This window comes from Microbacterium sp. UNCCL10, from assembly GCF_000746195.1.
Lineage (GTDB): Bacteria > Actinomycetota > Actinomycetes > Actinomycetales > Microbacteriaceae > Microbacterium > Microbacterium saccharophilum.
Genome location: NZ_JQKT01000008.1, coordinates 233,131 through 254,879, shown reverse-complemented (window position 1 = coordinate 254,879; position 21,749 = coordinate 233,131). Strand labels below are relative to the sequence as shown.

The 21,749-nt window shown below is 71.3% G+C and carries 24 protein-coding genes and 1 tRNA gene; 13 read left to right on the top strand and 12 right to left on the bottom strand.

All coding sequences use genetic code 11. From position 1 onward, the window contains the following. Positions 1-64: 64 nt before the first annotated feature. Positions 65-1,327: a serine hydrolase domain-containing protein gene (locus BR85_RS09735; RefSeq protein WP_028496295.1), complete on the top strand. Its 1,263-nt coding sequence runs from the start codon at positions 65-67 to the stop codon at positions 1,325-1,327. Continuing rightward, positions 1,324-2,199, top strand: a complete 876-nt coding sequence (locus tag BR85_RS09730; protein WP_028496296.1) for an EamA family transporter — start codon at positions 1,324-1,326, stop codon at positions 2,197-2,199. The genes BR85_RS09735 and BR85_RS09730 overlap by 4 nt, the downstream gene beginning before the upstream one ends. Positions 2,200-2,206: 7 nt before the next feature. On the opposite strand, the gene BR85_RS09725 is transcribed toward BR85_RS09730, so the two are convergent. Both BR85_RS09725 and BR85_RS09720 read right to left on the bottom strand, forming a co-directional pair. Further along, entirely contained in the window at positions 2,207-3,925 is a 1,719-nt protein-coding gene (locus BR85_RS09725) for a long-chain-fatty-acid--CoA ligase (protein WP_028496297.1), read from the bottom strand. Positions 3,926-4,371: 446 nt separating this feature from the next. Further along, positions 4,372-4,734 (bottom strand): VOC family protein, encoded by a 363-nt coding sequence (locus BR85_RS09720; RefSeq protein WP_028496298.1) that lies wholly within the window; start codon positions 4,732-4,734, stop codon positions 4,372-4,374. 56 nt (positions 4,735-4,790) lie between these two features. Here BR85_RS09720 and BR85_RS09715 point away from each other — a divergent pair, with 56 nt between their 5' ends. Together BR85_RS09715 and BR85_RS09710 are read left to right on the top strand one after the other, a co-directional pair. After that, positions 4,791-5,237 carry a MarR family winged helix-turn-helix transcriptional regulator gene (locus tag BR85_RS09715; protein WP_028496299.1) on the top strand — a complete coding sequence of 149 codons (447 nt, stop codon included), beginning with the start codon at positions 4,791-4,793 and terminating at the stop codon, positions 5,235-5,237. Positions 5,238-5,319: 82 nt separating this feature from the next. Next, the gene (locus tag BR85_RS09710) at positions 5,320-5,547 is read left to right on the top strand and encodes an RNA-binding S4 domain-containing protein (RefSeq protein WP_028496300.1); all 228 of its coding nucleotides are present in this window, start codon (positions 5,320-5,322) and stop codon (positions 5,545-5,547) included. A 16-nt stretch (positions 5,548-5,563) separates the two neighbouring features. Here the strand turns inward: BR85_RS09710 and BR85_RS09705 are convergent. Continuing rightward, a tRNA-Gly gene (locus tag BR85_RS09705) sits at positions 5,564-5,637 on the bottom strand. Positions 5,638-5,702: 65 nt separating this feature from the next. Beyond that, positions 5,703-5,939, bottom strand: coding sequence for a hypothetical protein (locus BR85_RS09700; protein WP_028496301.1), 237 nt, complete (start codon positions 5,937-5,939; stop codon positions 5,703-5,705). Positions 5,940-5,991: 52 nt separating this feature from the next. On the opposite strand from BR85_RS09700, the gene dcd reads away from it, so the two are divergent. Next, positions 5,992-6,597 (top strand): dCTP deaminase, encoded by a 606-nt coding sequence (dcd, locus tag BR85_RS09695; RefSeq protein WP_028496302.1) that lies wholly within the window; start codon positions 5,992-5,994, stop codon positions 6,595-6,597. Positions 6,598-6,759: 162 nt separating this feature from the next. On the opposite strand, the gene BR85_RS09690 is transcribed toward dcd, so the two are convergent. Then, on the bottom strand, positions 6,760-7,482 hold the full coding sequence (locus BR85_RS09690; protein WP_231478639.1) for a MarR family winged helix-turn-helix transcriptional regulator: 723 nt from the start codon (positions 7,480-7,482) through the stop codon (positions 6,760-6,762). 114 nt (positions 7,483-7,596) lie between these two features. Here BR85_RS09690 and BR85_RS15800 point away from each other — a divergent pair, with 114 nt between their 5' ends. Further along, a complete protein-coding gene (locus tag BR85_RS15800; RefSeq protein WP_028496304.1) occupies positions 7,597-8,208 on the top strand; it encodes a MarR family winged helix-turn-helix transcriptional regulator in 612 nt (203 codons plus the stop codon). 3 nt (positions 8,209-8,211) lie between these two features. On the opposite strand, the gene BR85_RS09680 is transcribed toward BR85_RS15800, so the two are convergent. The 6 genes from BR85_RS09680 to BR85_RS09655 form a co-directional block, all read right to left on the bottom strand. After that, positions 8,212-9,621 (bottom strand): MFS transporter, encoded by a 1,410-nt coding sequence (locus BR85_RS09680; protein WP_028496305.1) that lies wholly within the window; start codon positions 9,619-9,621, stop codon positions 8,212-8,214. Positions 9,622-9,685: 64 nt separating this feature from the next. Continuing rightward, positions 9,686-10,249 (bottom strand): GNAT family N-acetyltransferase, encoded by a 564-nt coding sequence (locus BR85_RS09675; protein ID WP_231478641.1) that lies wholly within the window; start codon positions 10,247-10,249, stop codon positions 9,686-9,688. Between the two features lie 40 nt (positions 10,250-10,289). Then, positions 10,290-10,913, bottom strand: a complete 624-nt coding sequence (locus tag BR85_RS09670) for a signal peptidase I (protein ID WP_155947968.1) — start codon at positions 10,911-10,913, stop codon at positions 10,290-10,292. Continuing rightward, complete coding sequence (locus BR85_RS09665; protein WP_028496307.1) at positions 10,910-11,830, bottom strand: hypothetical protein; 921 nt, start codon at positions 11,828-11,830, stop codon at positions 10,910-10,912. The genes BR85_RS09670 and BR85_RS09665 overlap by 4 nt, the downstream gene beginning before the upstream one ends. After that, complete coding sequence (locus BR85_RS09660; protein ID WP_028496308.1) at positions 11,827-12,408, bottom strand: hypothetical protein; 582 nt, start codon at positions 12,406-12,408, stop codon at positions 11,827-11,829. The genes BR85_RS09665 and BR85_RS09660 overlap by 4 nt, the downstream gene beginning before the upstream one ends. Positions 12,409-12,472: 64 nt before the next feature. Further along, positions 12,473-13,051 (bottom strand): alternate-type signal peptide domain-containing protein, encoded by a 579-nt coding sequence (locus BR85_RS09655; protein WP_028496309.1) that lies wholly within the window; start codon positions 13,049-13,051, stop codon positions 12,473-12,475. 414 nt (positions 13,052-13,465) lie between these two features. Here BR85_RS09655 and dnaK point away from each other — a divergent pair, with 414 nt between their 5' ends. The 5 genes from dnaK to BR85_RS09630 all read left to right on the top strand — a co-directional run bounded on the left by dnaK (position 13,466) and on the right by BR85_RS09630 (position 18,664). Continuing rightward, positions 13,466-15,337: a molecular chaperone DnaK gene (gene dnaK / locus BR85_RS09650; RefSeq protein WP_028496310.1), complete on the top strand. Its 1,872-nt coding sequence runs from the start codon at positions 13,466-13,468 to the stop codon at positions 15,335-15,337. A 5-nt stretch (positions 15,338-15,342) separates the two neighbouring features. Continuing rightward, positions 15,343-15,957, top strand: a complete 615-nt coding sequence (locus tag BR85_RS09645) for a nucleotide exchange factor GrpE (RefSeq protein ID WP_028496311.1) — start codon at positions 15,343-15,345, stop codon at positions 15,955-15,957. A 15-nt stretch (positions 15,958-15,972) separates the two neighbouring features. Continuing rightward, entirely contained in the window at positions 15,973-16,953 is a 981-nt protein-coding gene (locus BR85_RS09640) for a DnaJ C-terminal domain-containing protein (protein ID WP_028496312.1), read from the top strand. Between the two features lie 19 nt (positions 16,954-16,972). Continuing rightward, positions 16,973-17,407 carry a heat shock protein transcriptional repressor HspR gene (locus tag BR85_RS09635; RefSeq protein ID WP_028496313.1) on the top strand — a complete coding sequence of 145 codons (435 nt, stop codon included), beginning with the start codon at positions 16,973-16,975 and terminating at the stop codon, positions 17,405-17,407. A gap of 156 nt (positions 17,408-17,563) precedes the next feature. Next, positions 17,564-18,664, top strand: a complete 1,101-nt coding sequence (locus tag BR85_RS09630; RefSeq protein WP_028496314.1) for an alcohol dehydrogenase catalytic domain-containing protein — start codon at positions 17,564-17,566, stop codon at positions 18,662-18,664. On the opposite strand, the gene BR85_RS09625 is transcribed toward BR85_RS09630, so the two are convergent. Beyond that, on the bottom strand, positions 18,665-19,258 hold the full coding sequence (locus tag BR85_RS09625) for a hypothetical protein (RefSeq protein ID WP_028496315.1): 594 nt from the start codon (positions 19,256-19,258) through the stop codon (positions 18,665-18,667). A 166-nt stretch (positions 19,259-19,424) separates the two neighbouring features. On the opposite strand from BR85_RS09625, the gene BR85_RS09620 reads away from it, so the two are divergent. Together BR85_RS09620 and BR85_RS09615 are read left to right on the top strand one after the other, a co-directional pair. Continuing rightward, a complete protein-coding gene (locus BR85_RS09620) occupies positions 19,425-20,630 on the top strand; it encodes a glycosyltransferase (protein WP_028496316.1) in 1,206 nt (401 codons plus the stop codon). A 2-nt stretch (positions 20,631-20,632) separates the two neighbouring features. Next, the gene (locus BR85_RS09615) at positions 20,633-21,724 is read left to right on the top strand and encodes a glycosyltransferase family 4 protein (protein WP_028496317.1); all 1,092 of its coding nucleotides are present in this window, start codon (positions 20,633-20,635) and stop codon (positions 21,722-21,724) included. The last annotated feature ends 25 nt before the right edge of the window (positions 21,725-21,749 follow it).

Below are 21,749 nucleotides of genomic sequence, written 5' to 3'. Positions count from 1 at the left end.
CCGGCGAAGAGGCCCGTCATGGCGGGTGTGTTCTAATCGAAGGGTGAACTCCGGGGGTGGACGAATGCTGCGCACACGTCGCTCTCGACGGCTCACGGCCCTGGCCGCCGCGGCTGTCCTCGCGCTGACGCTCACCGCCTGCGCACCGGACGACGAGCCCGCCGTGACGCTCCCGCAGCAGGTCGACGCGGCTCTTCCCGAGGCCACGCAGACCGAGCTGCGCGCCGCCGTCGAGCACGCGATGGCGGCGACCGCCTCCTCCGGCGCGATCGTAGGGGTGTGGGCGCCCTGGGCCGGCACCTGGGTGACGGGGCTCGGCACGACCGCGGTCGACGGGGCCGAGGTCACGCCGGACATGACGTTCAAGGCCGGATCCGTCACGCGGGCGATGACCTGCGACGTGCTGTACGCCCTCGCCGCCGACGGCACCGTCGCGCTCGGCGACCCCGTCACGGAGTGGGTGTCCGGTGTGCCCGATCTCGGCGCGGTCACGCTCGAGCAGCTCTGCGACGGCACGAGCGGGCTCGCCGGGTACGGAGGCCGCATCTTCGGGCGATGGATCGCGAACCCCGAGCGGGTGTGGAGTCCGCGGGAGCTGCTCGCCTACGGGATGTCGGCCGGCCTCGCTTTCGAGCCCGGTTCGGCCTACCTCGATTCCGACACCGGATACGTCCTGCTGGGCCTCGCCCTTGAGCGCGCCTCCGGCAAGCGGGCGGCCGAGCTGTTCCAGGAGTACGTCTTCGAACCGGTCGGCATGGCCGCCAGCTCGCTGCCCGCCGGCTCGCCCGCGGATGCGTCGACGCTCCCCGGACACCGGTCCGGCGATGCGAACGGCGCGGTCGACTGCGCGACGCCGCCGCTGGATCTGACGGGCCTCTCCGCGTCGGCCGGCTTCACCGCCGACGGCGTCCTGACGAACGTCACCGACCTCGGCCGCTACGTGCAGTCGCTGGCCACCGGCGCACGCTCGTACGATGTCGACGCGCGCTTCGAGGAGCCCCGCGCGCCCGGTGCCGAAGCTCCCTCCTGGTTCACAGTGGACGGCGGCACCTACCAGGCCGGGTCGCTCGTCGGCCAGTACGGCTCGTTCCCCGGCTATCTCACGGCGGCCTTCGCCGACCGGCAGACCGGCATGGCCGTCGTCGTCGTGCTGAACAACTCGCGCGGATCCGCCGACGCCGTCCGCGCCACGGCCTGGCAGCTGGCCGCGATCGCCTCGAAGGCGCCGGCGGCCGCCGGTCAGGCGGCTCCCGAGGCGGGCCTGCCGTGGACGGCGGAGGGCGTCCTCCCGGACATCGACAACGCCACCGTCTGCCCCGCGTCGTGACCGCACGTGCGGGCGCGGCTCCGGCCGTCGCGCTCGTCGTGGCGGGGCTCGCCTGCCAGGAGGTGGGCGCCTCGCTCGCCTACCTGCTCTTCCCCCAGGTCGGCCCCCTCGGCATGGTGATGCTGCGGCTGGTGTTCTCGGCGCTCGTGCTGCTGGCCATCGCCCGCCCCAGATTGCGCGGCCACACGTCGCGCGACTGGCTGAGCGTCGTCTGGTTCGGTGTCGTGCTGGCCGTCATGAACGGCTTGTTCTACCTCGCGCTGGAGCGCCTGACGCTCGGCGTCACCGTCACGATCGAGGTGCTGGGCCCGCTCGTCCTGTCGATCGTCGCGAGCCGTCGCGCGTCGGCATGGCTGTGGGCCGCGCTCGCCTTCGCGGGTGTCGTGGCGCTCGGCGGCGGCGGGTGGGATCGACTCGATCCGGTCGGCGTCGTCTTCGCGCTGGGCGCGGCGGCCAGCTGGGCGCTGTACATCCTCGCCTCCGCCCGGGTCGGCGCCGCGTTCCCCAAGCTCGACGGCCTCGCCCTCGCGATGACCGCGGGCGCGCTGATCTCCCTGCCGTTCGGCATCGTCAGCGCCGGCGGAGCGCTGCTGCGCCCGGAGCTTCTCGCCATCGGCGCCGCCGTCGCGGTGCTCTCCTCGACCATCCCGTACGCGTTCGAGCTGATCGCGCTGCGGCGCCTGCCGGCATCCGCCTTCGCGATCCTCATGAGCCTCGCACCCGCGACGGCCTGCCTCGCCGGCTTCCTGCTGCTCGGCCAGCAGCTCACGACGCTCGAGCTCGCCGGCATCGCACTCGTGATCGTCGCGTCGATCGGCGCCGTGCGCGCGGCCGGGCGACGTGCGCGGGAGGCCGTCGAACCCGTCGCCTGACGCCGGTTCAGTCCTCCACGGGGACCGCGCGGACGGCGCCCCGGTCGGCGATGAGCGTGTCCCGCACGCGTCGGCGCAGCACCTTGCCGATGAGCGACTTCGGCAGCTCCTCCCACACGCGGTACGAGGTCGGCCGCTTGTACTCGGCCAGCTGTTCGCGGGCGACCTCGCGGGCGGCATCCTCGTCGAAGGTCGCGCCGGGCTCCAGCACGACGACCGCGGTCACGATCTCCGCGCCGCCGCCGCGCGGGATGCCGACGACCGCGGCCTCGGCGATGCCGGGCACGCCGGACAGCACCTTCTCGACCTCGGTCGGGGCGACGTTGAAGCCGCCCGTGATGATGATTTCCTTCTTGCGGTCGACGACCGTGACGAACCCGTCCTCGTCCTGCATGACGAGGTCGCCCGTGCGCAGCCAGCCGCCCTCGAGCAGCGTCTGCGCGGTCTCCTCCGGGCGGTTCCAGTAGCCCTGGAAGACCTGCGGGCCCTTGATGAGCAGTTCGCCGGTCTCGCCGAGCCCGACCTCGCGGGTCGGCTCGTTCGGGTCGACGACGCGGATGTCGGTGGAGGGGAACGGGATGCCGATGGCCCCGATCTTGCGGGTGTCGGTGAACGGGTTGGCGAGGGCGACAGGGCTCGTCTCGGTGAGGCCGTACCCCTCATTGAGCATGCTGCCGGCCTGGTCCTCCCAGCGCTTGACGATCGCCGGGGTCAGGGTCATCGCGCCGGAGATCGAGTAGACGACGTCGCTGAGGTCGAGCTTGCCCTCCTTCGCGACCCGTGCGAGACGGTCGAACATGGGCGGGACGGCGGGGATGAACGTCGGCGGCAGCTTCTTCGCCGCCTGCGAGACGAGCTCGGGGTCGAACGTCGGGAAGAGGACGGCGTTCGATCCGGTCTCCACGGCGTAGATGACCGACAGCAGCAGCCCGAAGGAGTGGAACATCGGCAGCAGCCCGTAGATGCGGCCCTCGCCGTGGCGGAACTGCGGCATCCACGCGGCGCCCTGGCGGGCGTTCGCCCACAGGTTCCCGTGGGTGATCATGGCGCCCTTGGGGGTGCCGGTCGTGCCCGACGTGTACTGCAGGCACGCGACGTCGGACACCGTCGGCCGCGGGAACGCGGCATCCAGCGGAGCGGACTTCTCCAGCCGTGCGAACGGGACCGTCCCGGCCGCGGGCGCCGTGAGCTTCGCGCGGGACTCGCGGGCCTTCGCGATCGGCAGGCTCAGCGCCAGCCGGGTCGGCAACGGCATGGCGCGCGTGACGTCGACGGAGACGACCTGGCGGATGCCGACATCCTTCGGCAGGTTCTGGATGACGGGCGCGACCTTGTCCCACGCGAGCGCGTACTGCGCGCCGTGGTCGCGGAACTGCACCTCGAGCTCGTCCCGCGTGTACAGCGGGTTGTGCTCCACGACGATCGCGCCCAGGCGCAGCACGGCGTAGAACGCGATGAGGTGCTGCGGGGCGTTGGGCATCACGAGCGCGACGCGGTCGCCGGGCCGGACGCCGAGGTCGTACAGGCCCTGAGCGACGCGGGCGACGCGGTCGGCGACCTCCCGGTAGGTGAGGCTCTTGCCGAAGAACGTGACCGCGGGGCGCTCGCCGTACTGCGCGACGCGCTCGTCGAGGAGGTCGGAGAGCGAGCCCGTCGCCGGCTCGATGTCGATCGGCGTGCCCTCGGCGTAGAAGCGGTTCCAGGCGCGCGTCTCGTTCAGGTGCATGGGATCAAGGTTACGGCGCGGGGCATTTCGCCGCGGGACGAATCCTCGCGGCGTGGCTCGGCCGCGCCGAATGGCGGGTCACGGGGCGTCGCACCCGCACATCGGCGCGGATGAACCTTCGGGGTTGCGCTCACAGCGCGCCGGGCCGGGCGGGTGGCCTTCGCCTGCGGCATCCTGCGGGTGTCGGTCGGTTGCACCCGCACTTCGGCGCGGATGAATTCTCAGGGCCCGATTCGGCCGCGCCGAATGGCGGGTCACGGGGCGACGCACCCGCACATTGGCGCGGGTGAACGCCTCGCGCGCTCGCAGCGCACCGGGCCGCGCCGAGGAGCGTGGCCTTCGCCCGCGGCATCCTGTGGGTGACGCCCGGCCTCACCCACACTTCGGCGCGGATGAACCGCGCTGGCCGGCTCGGGAGGTCGGCGAGGGCGCCCCGGCGCGGCCGCTCACGCCCGATCGTGCAGGGTGATGGCGTAGCCGTCCGGGTCGAGGAACGTGAATGTGCTCCCGAACGGGCCGTCGATCGGCGCCGCGGCGATGGTGACCCCGTCGGCGACCATCGCGTCATGGATCGCCATCGTGTCGTCGGCCTGCATCCAGACGCCGACGCCGTGACCCAGCGGACCGGCATCGAGATCGACGCCGGGAAGGGGCGGACGCACCGCGAAGACCGCCGGGGAGGTCGCGAAGACCACTGCCTGGGGCGGTCCCGCCTGCCGCGCGAAGCCGAGGTACCGCTCATAGAACGCCGCCGCGCGTGGGACGTCGCGCACCTGCAGGGAGATGAAACCGGGGCCGGAAACCGTCATGGCAAACTCCTATCTATGTCAGATAACTGACATCTAATGTATGTCAAGATACTGACATGGCTCAGGATGCGCAACGGATCGACCTCGCGGCATCACCGGGGTACCTCCTGAAAGTGGCGTCCACGGCGCTGCGGGCAGCCATGGAGGAGGTGCTGCATCCGCTCGGGATGACGATCACGCACTACTCCTGCCTCGAGCTGCTGGCGCAGCGTCCCGGCCTCTCCAACTCCGAGCTCGCCCGCGGGGCCTTCGTCACGAGGCAGTCGATGAACGTGCTGCTTCAGGGGCTGCAGCGCGACGGGCTCGTGACGCGCCCGGAGCAACCCGCCGCGGGGCGGGCGCTCCCGACCGAGCTCACTGCCGCCGGCCGACGCCAGCTCGACACAGCCAGCGCCGCCGTGCGGGCGGTGGAGGACCGCATGGTTGCGGACCTCAGCCCCGGGGACCGGGCCCGTCTCATCGATCTGCTGGGGCGCTGCGCCTCCTCGCTGACGCAGAGCTGAGCCAGGGCGTCACGTCGCCCGTGGCGACGACCGTCGTCAGCGGAGCGGGTGCCGCGGGTGCCCGGTCGGATAGCATTCCGACATGGCCAACCCGACCCCCATCGAAGACGTGTCGATCGGGGGCGAGGCCATTCGCCTCGGGCAGTTCATGAAGTTCGCCGGGCTCCTCGACTCCGGCGGCGACGTGAAGGAAGCCATCATCGACGGCTACGTCACCGTGAACGGCGAGGTCGATCGCCGTCGCGGGCGGCAGCTGCAGCTCGGCGACGTGGTCGGCCACGAGGGGCGCCGAGTACGCGTCTGCCCGTGAGGGTCGAGCGGTGAGGTGGAGGGGCTGACGGGAATCGAACCCGCGCTATCTGCTTGGGAAGCAGAAGTTCTGCCATTGAACTACAGCCCCGTGCGCTGTGCGCCGGTCCAGACTACCCTGCCCGAACCGGAGCGCCAACGCGGCCCGAAGGAAGCTCAGCCGGGCGAGCCGGGGTAGCGGCCCGGAGGCACCTGGATGCCGGGCCGGTATGCGGGTGCGAACTGCTGTCCGGTCTCCCGCATCGCGAGCACCACGCCGTTCTTCACCGCCGTCCGCATGATGAGGTACCCGACCCACAGCATGAGCGCCACGACGGCCAGGTAGATGACGAGCATGAGGATGAAGAAGCCGACGCCGAATCCAGCGGCCAGCCCTGAGTAGTCGTTGTCCATGACCGAACGATATCGGCGCGGACGTCCCGCACCGCCGCACTACGCTGGGCACGTGCTGCTCAGTGATCGAGACATCCGCGCCGAGATCGACGGAGGCCGCGTCGGCCTCGACCCGTGGGATCCGGAGATGGTCCAGCCGTCCAGCGTCGACGTGCGCCTGGACCGATACTTCCGCCTCTTCGACAACCACAAGTACCCCTTCATCGATCCCGCCGAGGACCAGCCCGACCTGACGCACCTGATCGAGGTCGCCCCGGACGAGCCGTTCATCCTGCACCCGGGCGAATTCGTCCTGGGCTCGACGTTCGAACAGGTCACCCTCCCCGACGACGTCGCCGCGCGACTCGAGGGCAAGTCGTCGCTCGGGCGCCTGGGTCTGCTGACCCACTCCACCGCCGGCTTCATCGATCCGGGATTCTCCGGGCACGTCACCCTCGAGCTCTCCAACGTCGCGACCCTCCCGATCAAGCTGTGGCCCGGCATGAAGATCGGGCAGCTGTGCTTCTTCCGCCTGTCGTCGGCGACCGAATCGCCGTACGGCTCGGGCCCCTACGGCAACCGCTACCAGGGCCAGCGCGGGCCCACGGCATCCCGCTCGTTCCAGAACTTCCACCGCACCGACGTCGGCTCGACCGACGCGGGAGCCTCCGGCCGCTGACACCGGCGACCGCGCGGCGGATTTCGTCCGCGACGTCGCCGCCACGGCAGGTGGATGCCGGCTGACGGCCACGATCTCCGCCGTTCGGCCGCCCGCGCTGCGGGGAACGGCGAAGCGCCCGCCTCCGCAGGGAGACGGGCGCCGACCGGGGGATGCCGGGGCTCAGGCGTCCCGGCGGCTCTCACCGCGCGTGAAACCGGCCTCGAAGCCGCGCGCGTACGCGTCCTCCGCCATCCGATGACCCGCGTGGCCGTGGTGACCGTGCCCGCCGTGGGCAAAGTCGCCGCCGAAGCCGCGCCCGCCGTGACCGCAGTCACCGTGGCCGTGGTGGCCGTGGTGACCGCGCCCGCCGGGCCCGAACCCGCGCCCGGCTCCGAACCCGGGCCCGGCTCCGAACCCGCGCCCGGGGCCGAAGCCCTCCCGCCGGCCGAAGCCGTGCCCACCGGGCAGCCGCTCCGCGCCGTCCCAGCCGAGTCCGCGCGCGATCGCCTCGAGCGAGGCGACGGTCGTCGCGAAGTCGTCGTCAGAGACCGTGGCGGCCACCTTCGAACGGATGCCGTCGACGAGCGCGCCGAGGCGCTCCTTCGCGGCACGTCCCTCGTCGGTGAGCGCCCATCCGGCATCCACCCGGGTGACCCACCCGCGGTCGGCGAGCGTCCGCAGCTTCTTGCCGCGAAGTCGCTCGAGCGCCTCGGGCGCCTCGACGTCACCGTCGATCAGGGTGAGGATGCGCCAGTCGCGGCGCGTGACGCCCTCCGCTGCGAACGCCGCCTGGAACTCGCGCTCGAGAAGTCGGTCGACCGCGCGCAGCCAGAAGCCGAGCGGACGGGACGGGAAGGCGGCGTCCTCATCGATGTTGTTCGTGTTGTCCATGTCGTTGTCCATGGGAAGTCCTTTCACCGGCGGCGGTCGATCCGCCGCGGATGCATGTCATATCGCATGCATATGTAGGATGACATGCATTGAGGTCTCATGTCAAGGTGCATGTAAATTCGGAGGATGACCGATTCCGAATCCGAACCCGCCGAGCTCGACGCGATCATGGCCGCCCTCGCGCTCGTGCGCGGGCGCGGGCGGGGTCCCGGCGGGTTCGGACCGGGTGGCCCCGGCTTCGGACCGGACGGCTCGGGATCGTCCCGTGGCCGGGGCGGACCGTTCGGTCCCGGCGGCCCCTTCGGCGGCGGCCCGGACGGCCACCGCGGCCATGGCCCGTGGAATCACGGCGGACCGCACGGCGCGCAGCACGAGTGGCTCGCCGCGGGGCCGCGCCTCGGCGGCCCGGCACGCCTCCGCCTCCTCGACGCGCTCGCCGCGGCATCCCACCCGCTCTCGGTCAGCGAGGTCGGGGAGGCGATCGGTGTCGATCAACCGCGCGCGTCGCGCCTGATCCAGCAGGCCGTCGATCTCGGGCTGGTCCGCCGGGAGGCAGACCCCGACGACGCCCGGCGTACGCGCGTCGCGCTGACCGCGCAGGGCACCGCACTCGCGCAGGGGTTCCGTGGGCAGCGCCGCGAGCACCTGACCCACGCGCTCGCGGACTTCACCCCCGAGGAGCGGACCGAGCTCGCCCGGCTGCTCACCAAGCTCGCGGCGGCGTGGCCGCAGCGCTGACGGCTACAGGCGGACGTGCGGGGGCAGCTTCACGAACAGGAGCATGACGAGGCCGAGGGCCAGCACGATCGCGATGCCGAGGATGCCCCAGTAGGTGGCGCCGAACCAGACGATGAAGAGCGTCCAGAGCAGGGGCGAGATGAAGCTCGCGACGCGACCCGTCGTCGCGTACAGGCCGAAGATCTCGCCCTGCATCCCCGGCGGCGTGACGCGCGCCAGCAGTGAACGGGACGCCGCCTGCGCGGGTCCGACGAAGGCGCAGAGGATGAGTCCGCCGACCCAGAACGGGAGCTTCCCGGTGTCGTGCAGCAGGAAGACCGCGACGGCGATGACGACGAGGCCGGTGAGCGAGGCGACGATGACGGCGCGGGCGCCGAAGCGGTCGTCGAAGCGCCCGGCGATGATCGTGGAGACGCCGGCGACGAGGTTCGCGACGATCCCGAAGATCATCACCTCGTTGGGGGAGAAGCCGAAGGCGACGGCGGCGAGCACCCCGCCGAAGGCGAAGACGCCGGCGAGACCGTCGCGGTAGACCGCGCTCGCCGCAAGGAACCAGAACGTCGGGCGGTGGTCGCGGAAGAGCGCCGCGATGTTGCGGACGAGCTCGACGTAGGCGCGGAAGAACCCGACCGGCTCCGCGCCCTCGCGGGCCGGCGGCTCGGGGACGTTCCGGAACAGCGGGATCGCGAACACGATCGTCCAGACGGCGCAGCCGACCGCGATGACGCGGTACGCCATCCCGTTCGAGGTGTCCATGCCGAACCAGTCCGCGAAGGTGAGCGCGACGACGATCCCGAGCGCGAGGATGCCGCCGATGTACCCGAGCCCCCACCCGAGCCCGCTCACCCGTCCGACGGTGCGCGGGGTGGAGACGCTGACGAGGAGCGCGTTGTAGTTGACGCCGGCGATCTCCGACACGACGGCGCCGAGGGAGACCAGGATGGCGCCGAACCAGAAGAAGGCGGGGTCGGCGAAGACGAAGAACAGGCTGAACTGCACGAGGGCGAGCAGCACGGTCGCCACGAGCAGCCAGCGCTTCTTCCGGCCGGCGCGGTCGGCTGTCTGGCCGAGGACGGGCGCGATCAGCAGGATGACGATGCCCGCGAGGAACGAGACGAGCCCGTACCCGCTGCTCAGGTCGGCAAGCGCGCGCTCCTTGACCGGGTCGGACGCGTCGAGTGCGGCGATGTCGGCCGGTAGGAAGTTGTCGGAGACGAGGTACAGCGAGACGAAGACGAAGGTGAGGATGACGGAGTTGAACGGCTGCGCCGCCCAGTCCCACATCGCCCACGACCGCACCTGCCGCTTCGGCACGATCCGGTCGGGGGCGGAGTCCTGGAACACCTCGCCGATAGCGCCCAGCGCACGGGTGTCGGCGGGGGCGGGCGGGGTTTGCGGGGAGCGCGAGCTCATGTCCGTCACGGGTGGACCCTTCAGTGGTGCGACCGGTGCGCGAGGAGCGGCACCCGCGCTCAGATTATCGGCGCGCCGCCCATTCGCGTTCGAGGATCGCGTACCGAGCCGTGTCGGTCCACTCGCCCTTGAGGTACATGTCCTCCACGAAGTGCCCCTCGTGGCGCATCCCGAGGCGGGTGCAGAGGGCGACGGATGCCGTGTTGCGGGGGTCGAGCTCCGCGTAGACGCGGTGCAGCCCGAGCTCACCGAAGCAGAGGTCCAGCAGCAAGGTGGCCGCTTCCTGCGCGTAGCCGTGCCCCTGGTGCTCCGGCAGCAGGATCCACCCGATCTCCGCCGTCCGGTCCTCGACGCTGTGCAGCTCGAGGTACGTCGTGCCGAGGAAGCGACCCTCGCGGTCGCGGATGGCCGGCTGCAGGTAGTCACCGGGCTTCTCCAGGCGCAGGGCGCCGGCATCCCGCGCCAGCACGTCCACGACCTGGTCGAGGGAACGCGGCTCGTAGAGCAGGTACCGGCACACCTCCGGGTCGGACTGCATCGCGTACAGCGGCTCGAGGTCGCCCGGCTGCAATGCGGTCAGGCGTACGCGCTCGCCGTCGAGCGGGTGGAAGTCCCAGGGCAGAGCCACGGCATCCATCCTGCTCCTGACGACGACGTCACGGGAGCGATCACGCCGTCGCGCGCCGCCGGGCCCGCTCGCGCGCGGCCTGGACGACTTCGAACACCGCATAGAGGAACAGACCGCCGGCGGCGATCGCGAGGACCAGCGTGCGGTTCGCGCCGGTGAGCAGGCTGTTCACCCAGCCGAGCAGCGGGAAGCTGTACCAGATGGTGCCGCGGATCTGCACGGCGCGCACGGGCTCGGCATCCGGGTCGGTGTTGTTGTCGCCCTGCGTGATGAAGGTCAGCTCGCCGTCTGTGTAGGTCTTCGAGATGACGCGGTGGCTCACCACGGCGGCCTCGCCGGAGCGGATCTGGTACGTCACGACGTCGCCGATGGCGATCTCGTCGGCCGGCGTCGGCTTGACGACGACGAGGGTGCCCGGGGGGAGCGTGGGCTCCATCGACTGGGTGAGCACCGTCATCGCGCTGCCGCCGACGAGGGCGGGGAGGGCGACGACGGCGACCGCGACGGCGAGGAGAAGGACGAGCAGGCCGCTGCTCAGGCCCACGCCGAGGTAGTGGAGCAGGCCGCGCTCGCCCTCCTCGCGTGCGCGCGCCTCTTCGCGGTGCGCGCGACGCGTGGCGGTCGGCAGCGTGATGGCGGGGAAGGATGCGGTGGCGGTGGTCATGATGCGCACTGGAGTCTCGGGAGGATGCCCCAGTCGAGGGGGCTGGTGCGGATGACGGTGACGCTGTCGCTCACCGTCGCGGTGGTGCTGTACGACGATTCCTTCGCTTCGACGGCCAGCTCGAACGTGCCGTTGGGGGAGATGTCGAAGGGTTTGATCGTGAGGGAATTCGCTGTGACGGAGTCGATTTCGCGGCCCGACACCGTATCGAACACACGGTAGGTCACGCTTCCGGACGGCCGGTTGGCGGGCGCCGCCCAGCTGAGCGTCACCTTGCCGGCCGAGCCGTTGGTGCAGGTGATCGCCGTTGCGGGGGCGAGACGGTAGACGCTCTGGGTCAGTGGGGCGGCGGTAGAGGTGGCCTTCCAGTTCGCGCCGACCGCGCCGGTGGCGGTGAAGGTCGCGGTGACGCTCTGACCCTGCAGGGCAGCATTGCTGCTTCCCGCGTCGGTGCCTGCGATCTTGGTGGCCACGCACACCGTGACGGATGTGCCGGCCGCCAGGTTCTGCGCGGCGGCGGGCAACGCCGGCATCGGGTTGGCGAGCGTCGTGGTCACCGCCCCCGTCGCGGGGGCGGCGGCGCCGCACGTGCCCGTCCACAGCGACAGCGTCGTCTTCTGGGCGAGGGCGCTGCTGCTGCCCGTGGCGAGCTGCGTCGTCAAGGTGTAGGTGAGCGGCGTCGTGCCCGTGTTCGTGAGGACGAGGGTTCCGCCGACCGGCGACGACGAGGTGCCGGCGTACGCGTAGGTGGTCGTGAGAGAGCCGGCCTGCGTGAGCGTCGTCGCGGCCGAGGCGGAGGAGGCCGTGGCCGAGACGGAGGCGGCGGCGGTCCAGGACGCCACGGCGGCGCCGGACCCGCCGAGCACCGCGAGGGTGACCAGCGCGGCGACGGGGCCGAGGTGGCGGCGACGGATCATGGCTGGACCTGCGTTCCGGAGACGGTGAGGGTGAGGGGGGATGCGGCGGCGCCGGCCGCGGCAGCGGGTGCGCTGTCGGGGAGGCCGAGGCCGATGCAGACGAGCGCGGACGCGCCGGCGGCGAGGGTACCGCCGAGGGCGCGGGTCGTGCCGATCGTCGCGGTGACGGGGGCGGTGACCCGGCCGGCTGCACAGTCTGCCGCCGATGCGGCGGTGCCCGCCGTGACGACGAGCGCCGAGGTGAAAGCGGTGGCGGTGGCCGTGGGGGTGATGCTGAGGCTCAGCCGCGTGGTGCCGGAGTTGCGGACCGTTGTGGCCGCGTAGACCGTGCGGCCCGGGTAGAGGCCGGTGGCGGCGAGCTGGGGGTTCGTGACCGTGAGGCCCGCCGACCCGGCGCGGAGCGTGGTGGCGCTCGACGCCGGGGCGGCGACCGACCAGGCGGCGTATGTGGCGCCGCCGGCGGTGATCCCCAGCACGATCGTGGCCGCGGTCCCCACCACGGCCAGGAGGATCCGGCGCGGAGCCGACGCAGCCCGCTGCGCGCGCCGTGCGGCGTGGCGGTCGGTGCGTCGGGACATCAGGATCCTCGGTTCGAAGCTTCGGGGCCGGAAGGGCCCGCCGCCGGAGCGACGGGCCCACGGATCACGCGGTCTTCTGCGTGAGCGAGACGGCGAACTGGCTGAGGTTCACCGCGCCGGTCTTCATGGTGTTCTCCGCGCCGGCCGCGCCGTTCGGGAAGGTGAGCGTCACCGTGACGGTGACGTCCTGAGCGATGTTTCCCGCTCCCGGAACGACGGCGAAGTCGTTCTTGGCGGTCTTGACGATGCCGGCGCCGGTCGCGGTCAGCTCGGCGTTGGCCTGGAGGTACCCGGCAAGCGCAACGTCGGCAGGCTTGGTGGCATCGGCCGCGGAGATCGAGCCGCCGGCGAGCGTGAGGGTCGCCTGGAGTGCGTCGCCTTCGGCCTTGATGCTCATGGTCTTCGTGTAAGTGAGGACGTCACCGGGGACGATGGCGTACGTCGCGAGGTCGATGGCGGCGGTCGAGCCGTTCGCGGTCCAGACGCCGGCGGTGCCGGAGTCCTGCACGACGAGGTTGCCCGCGACGATCGAAGCGCTGCCGGCGGCGGCCGAGCTGTTCCAGGTGGCGAACGTGCCGGCACCGCCGAGGAGGAGGGCGACGCCCGCTGCGGTGGCGATGGAGGCCTTGGCGATCTTGTTCATGATGGGGTCCTTTCGCGGCTTGTGGCCGCCTTTTCGGGGGGTTGTGGGGTGCGGGTCGCGCTGCCTGCGATTCAGATCCGGGGCGGCTTGTCGAGCACATGATGAGTCTCTCGACCCGACCTCAAGAAGCACCCCCGATCGCAGCGAGCACCTCCGCAAGATCGTCCGAACGTCCCGTGAGCCCCAGCCCTACCCACAAGGAACCCTCAGGTTTCTCACAAGGAAGCCCCCGATCCCTGGCATCCCGCGGTTCGGCCCGATCTCCGCCGGCATCCGTTTCCGGCCGACATCCCGAACTTGATACGACCAGACTCAACTTCATTTGACCCTCTGGGCGCGTCCGCGTACACTTGAGTCATCGCGGCTCAGGTTGGGCCGCCCCCAGACTTTCCATTGATAGAAGGAGCAGCACACATGGCACGTGCAGTGGGTATCGACCTCGGGACGACGAACTCCGTCGTCTCTGTCCTCGAAGGCGGCGAGCCAAAGGTCATCGCCAACGCCGAGGGCTTCCGCACGACCCCGTCGGTCGTCGCTTTCACGAAGGACGGCGAGGTGCTCGTCGGCGAGACCGCCAAGCGCCAGGCCGTGACGAACGTCGACCGCACCCTGACCTCCGTCAAGCGCCACATGGGCACCGACTGGAAGACGCAGTCGATCGACGGCAAGGCGTACACGCCCCAGGAGATCTCCGCCCGCATCCTGCAGAAGCTCAAGCGCGACGCCGAGCAGTACCTGGGCGACACCGTCACGGATGCCGTCATCACGGTCCCCGCGTACTTCAACGACGCCGAGCGTCAGGCCACGAAGGAGGCCGGCGAGATCGCGGGCCTCAACGTCCTCCGCATCATCAACGAGCCCACCGCCGCCGCGCTCGCGTACGGCCTGGACAAGGGCAAGGAGGACGAGCTCATCCTCGTCTTCGACCTCGGTGGCGGCACGTTCGACGTCTCCCTCCTCGAGGTGGGCAAGGACGACGACTTCTCCACCATCCAGGTGCGCTCCACCGCCGGCGACAACCGCCTCGGTGGCGACGACTGGGACCAGCGGGTCGTGGACTACCTCATCAAGCAGTTCAAGGACACGACCGGCGTCGACGTCTCGGGTGACAAGATCGCCCTCCAGCGCCTCAAGGAGGCCGCGGAGCAGGCGAAGAAGGAGCTCTCGTCCTCGACCAGCACGAGCATCAACCTGCCGTACCTCTCGCTGACCGACTCCGGACCCGTGTCGCTGTCCGAGACGCTGACGCGCGCCAAGTTCGAGGACCTCACCAAGGACCTGCTCGACCGCACCAAGAAGCCGTTCGAGGACGTCATCCGCGAAGCCGGCATCAAGGTCGCCGACATCGACCACGTCGTGCTCGTCGGCGGTTCCACCCGCATGCCCGCGGTCAGTGAGCTCGTCAAGAAGGAGACCGGCAAGGAGCCCAACAAGGGCGTCAACCCGGACGAGGTCGTCGCCGTCGGCGCCGCCCTGCAGGCCGGTGTCCTCAAGGGTGAGCGCAAGGACGTGCTGCTCATCGACGTGACCCCCCTCAGCCTCGGCATCGAGACCAAGGGCGGCATCATGACGAAGCTCATCGAGCGCAACACCGCCATCCCGACCAAGCGCAGCGAGACGTTCACGACCGCGGACGACAACCAGCCGTCCGTCGCGATCCAGGTCTTCCAGGGTGAGCGCGACTTCACGCGCGACAACAAGCCGCTGGGCACGTTCGAGCTGACCGGCATCGCGCCGGCTCCGCGCGGCATCCCGCAGGTCGAGGTCACGTTCGACATCGACGCGAACGGCATCGTGCACGTGTCCGCGAAGGACAAGGGCACCGGCAAGGAGCAGTCGATGACGATCACCGGCGGCTCGTCGCTGCCGAAGGAGGACATCGAGCGCATGGTCCGCGAGGCCGAGGAGCACGCCGCCGAGGACAAGAAGCGCCGCGAGGCGGCCGAGGTCCGCAACCAGGCCGAGACCCTGTCGTACTCCATCGAGAAGCTCATCGCCGACAACGCCGACAAGCTGCCCGAGAACGTCAAGACCGAGGTCCAGGCCGACGTCGACGCTCTGAAGACGGCGCTCGCCGGTGACGACGACGACGCCGTGAAGACGGCGTTCGACAAGCTGAACACGTCGCAGACGAAGCTCGGCGAGGCGATCTACGCCTCGTCGCAAGCCGAGCAGCAGGCACCGGATGCCGGCGCTCCCGCCGGCGAGGGCGACGCGCCGACGGCATCCGCGGAAGAGGATGTCATCGACGCCGAGGTCGTCGACGACGAGGACGAGAAGAAGTAGGACTCATGACGAAGAAGGACTTCGAACAGCCCGAAGAAGGCGACGAGGTCCTCGGCGAGGAGGGGTCGGAGGCGCAGGTCTCCGACCCTGATTCGCAGGAGGACATCGTCGAGGACGACGTCGCCGAGGAGGACGAGCTCACCGTCGAGGACATCCTCGGCGCGATGCAGTCCGATGAGGCGACCGTCGCGGACGCCCCCACCGAGGAGCACGACCTGCTCCTGGACCTCAAGCGCCTGCAGGCCGAGTACGCCAACTACCGCCGCCGGACCGAGGAGCAGCGGGAAGCCGAGATCGAGCGCGCCAAGGGCGCGGTCGCGAAGGGCCTCCTGCCCGTGCTCGACGACCTGGACCGTGCCGAGAAGCACGGCGATCTCGAGGAGGGCACCCCCTTCACGCAGATCGCCGAGAAGCTCCGGGGCGTCGCCGAGCGCATGGGCGTCACCGCCTACGGCGTCGCCGGCGAGGCGTTCGACCCGCAGCAGCACGAGGCGATCTTCCAGGCGCCGACACCCGGTGTCGAGACCGCGACGGTCCTCGAGGTCGTCGAGGTCGGCTACCGGCTGGGCACCACCGAGCTGCGGCCGGCGAAGGTCGTCGTCGCCGTCCCGGCGGAGTAGTCGGAGAGGAGTTCCATGGCCAGTCAGGACTGGTTCGACAAGGACTTCTACAAGGTCCTCGGTGTCAGCAAGGACGTCACCGACGCCGACCTGAAGAAGACGTACCGCAAACTCGCGCGCACGCATCACCCCGACTCCAATCAGGGTGATGCGGGCGCAGAGGCGAAGTTCAAGGAGATCAGCGAGGCGTACGCCGTGCTGAGCGACAAGGAGCAGCGCGCCGAGTACGACCAGATCCGCGCCATGGGCTCCGGCGCGCGCTTCCAGGCGCCCGGCGCCGGCGGCGGCTTCGAGGACGTCTTCAGCCGCTTCGGCGGCCGGGGCGGCGCGCAGACCGCTGACTTCGACGACCTGTTCGCGATGTTCGGCGAGCAGACCGGCGGACGCTTCGGCTCCGGCCGGTTCGGCCAGCCCTCCGGCGGGTTCCGCGGGTTCGGCGGGCCGCAGCGCGGCGCCGACGTCACCGCCCGGACGACGCTGGACTTCCAGACCGCGGTCCGCGGGGAGACGATCTCGCTGCAGGGCGAGGACGGCAAGCCGTTCAAGGTCAAGATCCCCGCCGGCGTCGCCGACGGGCAGAAGATCCGCCTCCGCGGCCGTGGGCGGCCGTCGCCGGACGGCGGCGAGCCGGGCGACATCGTCGTGGCGGTCGCGGTGCGCCCGCATCCGGTGTTCACCCGCGACGGCCTGAACCTCCGCGTCACCGTTCCCGTGACGTTCACGGAGGCGGCGCTCGGCGCGACGATCGAAGTGCCGACGCTCGGCGGCGATCCCGTCAAGCTCCGGGTCGCGCCGGGCACGCCCTCCGGGCGTGTGCTGCGGGTCAAGGGACGCGGCGTGCAGACGTCGAAAGGCACCGGCGACCTCCTCGCCGAGGTGCAGGTGGCCGTGCCGTCGCACCTGGATGACAAGGCCCGGGAGGCGCTCGAGCGGTTCCATGAGCTCGAGTCGAAGGAGAACCCGCGCGCCGATCTGATGAGCAAGGCCCGCGAGTAGATACGAAGAGGTGAGGAGCATGGCTGACAGCACGATCGATGAGGACGCCCCGATCCTCGCCATCGCGGTGGCCGCCGAGCTCGCCGGCATGCACCCGCAGACCCTGCGCCAATACGACCGGCTGGGCCTCGTCATCCCCGCCCGCACCCAGGGCGGCTCGCGGCGGTACTCCCTGCGGCACGTCGCGCAGCTCCGCGAGGTCGCGGCGCTGTCGGCCGACGGGATGAGCCTGCCCGCCATCGCCCGGATCATCGAGCTCGAGGACCAGGTGCGGCGGCTGCGCCGCGAGGTCGCCGACCTCGAACAGCGCCTGCGCGACGAGGTCGACCAGCGTCGCGGCGCCCGGGTCTTCGCCGCGGGCGCGAGCGGCAGCGTCGTGACCCTGCGCCACGGCACGCGCGTGCGCCGCGCGACCGAGGTCGTGCTCTGGCAACCCCGCGCCCCCCGCGACTGAGGCGACTGACCGGCGCGCCGCCGAGCCGAACGGCGGAGATCGCGTGCGATCCGCCGCGGCGGGTGGCATCCGGGGCCGTGTGGGCGATGGTCTCCGCCGTTGCGTCCTGTGGCCGAGCCGACCGGGGTAGCGTCGGACGCAGACGAGGAGGTCGACATGCAGATCATCGGTGCAGTCCTGGAGACGTCGGGCGCGGACGCGCCCTTCGCGCGATCGCGGCCGTTCCGCGTCGGGCCGCTCGAGCTCGATGCACCGGAAGCCGGCGAGCTGCTCGTCCGGATAGAGGCCGCCGGCGTCTGCCACTCCGACCTCAGCGTCGTCGACGGCAACCGGCGTCGCCCTACACCGATGCTCCTCGGTCATGAGGCCGCCGGAATCGTCGAGCGCACGGGGCCGGGCGTCACCGACGTCGCCGTGGGCGACCGGGTCGTCATGACTTTCCTGCCGCGATGCGGGGAGTGCGCCGGCTGCCGCACCGACGGGCGACTGCCCTGCGAGGTGGGCACCGGAGCCAACAATGCCGGCACACTCGTGGGCGGCGGCATCCGCCTGCACCGCGGAGCGGAGGCCGTGCACCACCATCTCGGCGTCAGCGGGTTCGCGACCCACGCCGTCGTCAGCCGCACCTCGGTCGTACCGGTCCCGGCCGATGTGCCGGGCGAGATCGCGGCACTGCTCGGCTGCGCGGTCCTCACCGGAGGCGGCGCGGTGATGAACGCGGCCCGTCCGGCTCCCGGCTCCACGATCGCCATCGTCGGGCTCGGGGGCGTCGGGATGGCCGCGCTGCTGGTCGCCGTCGCGCTCGGGGTCGAGGTGATCGGCATCGATGCCGTTCCCGCCAAGCTCGATCTCGCCCGCGAGCTCGGCGCCGCGGAGGCACTGTCCCCGGCCGATGCGATCGACCTCGGCCTCCGCGTCCCCGCCGTCGTCGAGGCCGCCGGCAACGCCCGGGCCTTCGAGACCGCCGTCGCCGTGACCGCCCCCGGCGGCACGACCGTCACGGTCGGACTCCCGGCCCCGGACGCGCGGGCAGCGGTGTCGCCGCTGCTGCTGACCGCCGAAGCCCGGACGATCATCGGCAGCTACCTCGGCTCGGCGGTACCGAGCCGCGACATCCCGCAGTATGTCGACCTCTGGCGCGCCGGAAAGCTGCCCCTGGAGAAGCTCGTCTCCAGCCGCATAGGACTCGACGACATCGACGCGGCCATGGACCGGCTCGCGGCCGGCGGAGAGCTACGTCAGCTCATCGCATTGTGATCAGCTCGGGTCGAGTCGCAGCACGTCGGGAGACTCGCCGACGGGCAGGTCGTCCACGAGCCGCAGCGAGCGGGCCACCTCGTCGACGGCGCCGAGCGCCGTCCCGAACCGCTCCCGGTCGGCGCTGACGGCCGTCAGCGTCACGAGGTGGGTGCCGGTGTCCCACGTGTACGTCGCGAACGGGGGCGTGCGCGGGTCGGGCGGCAGATCCATCACGAGCTTCTCGCCGACCCCCAGGTAGGTGCCGCGGAACGACTCCGTGTCGTCGTACTCGATCGGCATCATCGCCCGGGCGGCGCGCACCTGCGGCGTCGCCTGCTGCACCTGCGCGAGCGCGACGAGGAGCTCGGGATCGTCCTTCCACACCCACGCGAGCACCCGCCCGTCGGCGCGGCGCATCAGCAGCGGCGCCGCCTGGCTCATCGCCCACGCCGCGACCCGGCTGCCGGGCCGCTCCGCACGCCCGACCGCAGCGTTCGCCTGCGCCAGCAGCATCCCGATCGCGCGCTTGCGCGCGCGCCGGCCGCGCAGGCCGAGCGATCCGGTGACGGGCACCCAGCGGCGGGGGTCGGCGTCTGCCTGCAGTCGAGCCATGACACCCAGCGTACGGTCGGGACCGTCGATGCAGGCCGCCGAGATGCCGCCGAGATGCGCCGCGCGCGGCACGGCTCCGGGCTCGGCGGGACCGCCCGACTAGACTCGGATCCGGCGCAGACGCGAACCGCGGCGCGCGCCAGCCGCACAGATTGGCCCGTACCCCGTGACCGACTCCGCGACACCCCTCAGCGAACCCGTCGCTGACCGACGTCCGCTCACCATCGTGATGGCCGCCGACACCTTCGGCCCCGACGTCAACGGCGCCGCCCGTTTCGCCGAGCGTCTGTCCGCCGGCCTCGCCGCCCGCGGTCACGACGTCCACGTCGTGACGCCCAGCGTCACGCACGCCCGGCACGGCACGTTCACCGAGGTCTTCGAAGAGCAGTCCATCACGGTGCACCGGCTGCCGGGATGGCGCTGGTACCCGCACGACTGGCTGCGCTTCGTGCTGCCCTGGATGGCGAAGCACTACGCGCGCCGCATCCTCGACGACGTCAAGCCCGACGTCGTGCACAGCCAGTCGCACATCGTCATCGGTCGCGGCATGACGCGCATCGCGCGCCAGCGCGGCATCCCGGTCATCGCGACGAACCACGTGATGGCCGAGAACATCATCGACTTCACGACGCTCCCGCCGGTCCTCGACAAGGTCGTGATCAAGCTCGCGTGGGATGACGCGAAGCGCACCTTCGGCATGTCGCGGGCGGTCACGACGCCCACGCGCCGGGCCGCCGAGTTCCTCGAGCGGACCATCGACATCGACGGTGTCATCGCGATCAGCTGCGGCATCGACAAGGGCAACTACACGCCCGATCTCACGCCGCGACCGCACCGCCGGGTGCTGTTCGTCGGACGCCTCACGACCGAGAAGCACGTCGAGGTGACACTCGAGGCCATCGCGAAGCTCGTGCCCGAACTCGACGTCGTCTTCGACATCGTCGGCGGCGGGGACCAGCGGCGGAACCTCGAGCAGACGGCGCACCGCCTGGGCATCGACGACCGCGTCGTCTTCTACGGCCGCACCTCGGAGGAGGACCTCCGGGCCGCGTACACGCGGGCCGACGTGTTCGCGATCGCCTCGATCGCCGAGCTGCAGTCGATCGCGACGATGGAGGCCATGGCATCCGGCCTCCCGATCGTCGCCGCCGATGCCGTCGCCCTGCCGCACCTCGTGCACGACGGCGAGAACGGCTACCTCTTCGAACCGGGCAACTCCGACGACCTCGCCGACAAGCTGCGCCGCGTCCTGACGGCATCCCCGGAGGAGTACCTGCGGATGCAGCAGGCATCGCTCACGGCGGTCGAGGCGCACGACATCAACAAGACGCTGGACACGTTCGAGAAGCTGTACCGCGGGGAACCGCTCTGACGATGCGGCTGTTCTTCGACGCCCGGTACATCCGCACGGATTTCCACGACGGCATCAGCCGCTACTCGGCCGAGCTCGCCGCCGCCGTCGCGGACGCCGCCGCGGAGCGCGGCGTCGAGGTCACCTACCTGATCGCCGACGAGGGGCAGCGCGCTTATCTCGCGGCCGGCGCCACGACGCGCCGCATCCACCCCCCCACGTCGTGGCGGGAGCCGTTCACGGCGCTGCGGCTGAACCGTGACCGACCCGACGTCGTGTTCTCGCCGATGCAGACGATGGGCTCACTCGGCCGGCGCTTCCGCCTCATCCTCACGCTGCACGACACCATCTACTACCGCCACCGCACGCCGCCGCGCGACCTGCCCGCCCCGATCCGCGTCGGGTGGCGCCTGTTCCACCTCAGTTACGTGCCGCAGCGGCTCACCCTCAACGCCGCCGACGTCGTCGCGACGGTGAGTGAGACGAGCAAGCGGCAGTTCGCCGCGGCGCGGCTCACGAAGCGTCCCGTCGTCGTGATCCCCAACGCGCCGCAGAAGCTGGCCGGGATGCTGCCACCGGGCGTCGTCGTGACACCGGGCACGCGGAACCTCATCTACATGGGCTCGTTCATGCCCTACAAGAACGTCGAGACGCTCGTGCGCGCGATGGCGTCGCTTCCGGGGCGCACGCTGCACCTGCTCTCGCGCATCACGCCCGCCCGGCGGGCCGAGCTCGAAGCGCTCGCGCCCGAGGGTGCGGCGGTCGTGTTCCACGGCGGCGTAACCGACGCGGAGTATGCGGCGCTGCTGGCCGATCAGGCCGTGCTGGTGAGCGCGAGCCTCGACGAGGGATACGGGCTCCCGCTCGCCGAGGCTCTCGCGCTCGGAGTCCCGGCCGTCGTGACCGACATGCCGATCTTCCGCGAGGTCGCCGGCGACGGCGCCCGCTACGCCGCCGGAACGGATCCGGCAGCGTTCGGCGCCGCCGTCCGCGCTCTCGACGACCCCGCCGAGCACGCCCGCACGGTCGCCGCGGGCACGGCGCACATCGCGCGGTTCTCGTGGATGCGGTCGGCTGGCGTCCTGCTCGACACGGTGGTCGACCTGGCGCGCTGAGCCGCGCCGGCGCCTCAGGGGAGGC